Source organism: Phormidium sp. CCY1219 (genome assembly GCF_055795085.1).
Map to the genome: position 1 here is coordinate 1 of NZ_JAYFEQ010000162.1, position 2,476 is coordinate 2,476.

The 2,476-nt window shown below is 48.7% G+C and carries 1 protein-coding gene and 1 pseudogene; both read right to left on the reverse strand.

Annotated features, from left to right (window positions below; translation table 11 throughout):
• Window positions 1–262 precede the first annotated feature (262 nt).
• Complete coding sequence (locus AC0QH1_RS00885; RefSeq protein ID WP_324628840.1) at window positions 263–1,660, reverse strand: ferredoxin:protochlorophyllide reductase (ATP-dependent) subunit N; 1,398 nt, start codon at window positions 1,658–1,660, stop codon at window positions 263–265.
• A 229-nt stretch (window positions 1,661–1,889) separates the two neighbouring features.
• A pseudogene (locus tag AC0QH1_RS00890) lies at window positions 1,890–2,476 on the reverse strand (hypothetical protein); the annotation flags it as partial.

The following is a 2,476-nucleotide window of genomic DNA, read 5'->3' on the forward strand; positions in this document are numbered from 1 at the left end:
TATATTTTATCCCATCCCCCTGCTTTTGTCAATTTTTTTTTCTTCATTGCGGGCGCGAATCATTGGCGAGTGTGGATCCACTATAACTTTGAGTCCCTGGGTAAGCAAGGGTGCAAACGATCGCGAGTTCAAACCTGCAAGATCTGATTGCTTCAGTGGCGATCGAGATTTTAGAAAAGTGGTATAAAGCAGGAAAAAAGAGAGCAGACATTGCCTGCTCTCCCAAGAACCCCCATTTAACTTGAGAATACAGAAGCGGCGCTTAAATCTTCGCCTCTTCCTTCACCAACTTTTCCCAACCGAGATCCTTGAGTGCGTGATTGCGACGCAGGGGACGAGTCACCAACTCCAGAATGTCGCGGGCATTCGTAAACCCGTGAATCTGTGCGAAAGTAAACTCAACAGACCACTTCGTATTAATTCCGCGTGCTTCCAACGGATTCGCATGAGCCATGCCGGTAATCACCAAATCCGGATTCAACTCATAAATCCGCTGAATCTGATTGTAATTATCAGGTTTCTCGATAATCTTCGGCATTGGAACGCCCATTTCCTGGCAAGTTTGTTCGAGCAGCTTCAACTCTGCCCCTTGATAGCGCTTATCCATATACGGAATGCCAATTTCTGGGCAACTCATCCCGCAACGAATCAAAAACCGGGCCAAAGAAATTTCCAGTAAATTGTCTCCCATGAAGAACACCGACTTGCCGCGAATCAGGTCAACGTAGTCAGACAAATTCTCCCAAATTTGCGCTTCGCGGTCTGCTAAACCCTGCGGTTCGATACCGAAAACCGAGCAAATTTTCTCGATCCAAGCTCGGGTACCATCCGGACCGATGGGGAATGGAGCGCCAATTAACTTGCACTTGCGACGACGCATAAAACCTGTTGCCGTGCGGCTGAGAAACGGATTAACTCCCACAGCGTAATACCCTTCCTCAATCACAGGCAGTTCCGTATAACGCTTAGAAGGCAACCACCCGGATACCTTTATCCCTTGTTTCTTCAGTTCCAAAGTAAGCTGCGTAACCACCGGATCGGGAAGGGAACCAAACAGCACTAAGGGGGGATGGTCTGCATATTCCGTTTCTTCGGCGATGACTTCTTCTTTTTTCTTTCCGAAGCTCAGGAGTTTTTGAATCCCATTGCGCTCTTGTTTGTCCTCTTCTTTTTCCACGCCTCGCGGGCAACGCTGAACCATCGCCGCGAGTACGGTATCTTCCCCTTGGGTAAAGGCATAATCGAGACCGTTGGCCCGCGCCACCACGATTGGAATGCCGATTTCGGATTCGAGGTTCGGAGCTAAACCTTCTAAATCCATTTTGATGATTTCCGTGGTGCAGGTGCCGATAAAAACGATGACACTGGGATTGCGATCGCGCTTGATCTGCAAGCAAAGCCGCTTCAACTCTTCATAATCATTGAGCTTCGCAGAAATATCCCCTTCTTCTAACTCCGCCATCGCATAACGCGGTTCTGCGAAAATCATCACCCCCATAGCATTTTGCAGGAAATAACCGCAAGTTTTCGTGCCAATTACCAAAAAGAAACTATCTTCAATCTTCTGGTAAAGCCACGCCACGCAGCTAATCGGGCAAAATGTATGATAGTTTCCAGTTTCGCACTCGAAGGTGAGGGCATCAGTTTGAGCGACACTCATGGAATCATTCTCCTGAAGGTTAAAGTTGGCTGGTGACGTACTCCCGACACCGAAGCAAGCATACGGTGCGGGGTTCTCTTGACCTGCTGCATCATCGATGAAGACCTCTAACAACCGCAGAGCAGGATTTGAGCGTTTTATAGTGACCACCACGCCCAGGGGCCACTTTCAATTGTTGTTCTCCGCAAGGGAGGCTTGCATGGCTAAATCTTGGGTGCTGAAAAATTCCTTACAAACCTTTCAGTAAATCGGACATATCTGAATCATCATCAGAGTCCATATCGTCATCTAGCGCATCGAGATCCACTGTGTCCAATTCCTCTTCTGAGTCCTCGGATTCCCCAAGCCCTTCGAGATCGAGTTCGCCGAGGTCTTCTTCAGCATCAGATTCCCCAAATCCTTCGAGATCGAGATCGGCGAGGTCTTCATCAGAATCCGATTCCCCAAGCCCTTCGAGATCCATATCCCCGAGTTCATCAGAATCCGATTCCCCAAGCCCTTCGAGATCCATATCCCCGAGTTCATCCTCAGATTCCTCAAACGGATTTTTCATCAGGGCTTCACTTTCCTCGGCGCTTTCCGTACCTAACCCCTCTAAATCCATATCCCCGAGGTCTTCTTCGGTTTCAGATTCACCAAGGTCGCCTAAATCCATATCCCCGAGGTCTTCTTCAGTTTCAGATTCACCAAGGTCGCCTAAGTCCATATCCCCGAGGTCTTCTTCGGTTTCAGATTCACCAAGGTCGCCTAAGTCCATATCCCCGAGGTCTTCGGCAGATTCGGTTTCAGATTCCTCAAGGTCGCCTAACTCCATAT

Bases quoted from the DNA above. Each gene is read 5' to 3' on its own strand.
- AC0QH1_RS00885 (WP_324628840.1), bottom strand. From the start codon at position 1,660: ATGAGTGTCGCTCAAACTGATGCCCTCACCTTCGAGTGCGAAACTGGA.